1 protein-coding gene is annotated in these 673 nt (G+C 72.5%); it reads right to left on the bottom strand.

The window, feature by feature from the left end; all coding sequences use genetic code 11:
- Positions 1-252 precede the first annotated feature (252 nt).
- Positions 253-673 (bottom strand): hypothetical protein (locus tag AX744_RS09600; protein ID WP_231728777.1); only part of this gene is annotated, 421 nt, incomplete at its 5' end.

Genomic DNA, 673 nt, shown 5'->3' with positions numbered 1-673 from the left:
GTCAGGGGCGCCGCCCCCGCCGGCAGCGGGCCGGGAGGAGGACGAAATGGGCCGGCTGCCATCGACGGGCGAGCGGCGTGCGGCGAGCGCTCCGCCAGGCTGCGTGTGGGTGCCCGTCCTGCCGGGGGTCGACCTGATGGTGCGATCCCCGCGGGTCTGGTGGTCTGTGGTTGCCCGGATGTTAGGTTGTGTATCTGACATACACAACACTAGTGCATGTCAGGAGGATGCTGCAACCCCTGTGGTCGGGTTTCAGGTGCGCAGCTGCGCGCGGGTGTGAGGAGCGGGGCTGTGCAGGATGTGGGTGAGCGTGCGCGCGGTGCGCGCCCACTTGCGGATGCCGAGCACGGGGATGAGCAGCAGCGGGATGCCGGCGGCCGCGGCGGGCCAGGACAGCAGCCCGAACGCGCCGATGAGGACGATGCCGCCGAGGATGTGCCAGGCGATCATCGCGGCCGCGTGGCGGCGAGCTCGAGCGGCTCGGCGCAGGATGTCGCCGTGGGAGGCGATCGGGGCGCTGCGGATGCGTCGTCGCCACAGCAGCAGCGCGAGCAGCGCAGCGAGCCACAGCAGCAGCAGCAGCAGCGCGGGCGTCGCGAGGGCGAGCGGGTCAAGGTTGTGCGGGGTTCCCATGGGGTGTCCTCTCCGGGGCTGCGGTGCGGGGGCCGGCGGG

Origin of the sequence: Microbacterium sp. CCH5-D1 (assembly GCF_001557335.1) — a bacterium.
Taxonomy (GTDB): Bacteria; Actinomycetota; Actinomycetes; order Actinomycetales; family Microbacteriaceae; genus Microbacterium; species Microbacterium oxydans.
Note: the sequence above shows the minus strand (reverse complement) of the source record. Positions and strands in the feature narration are given on the sequence as shown.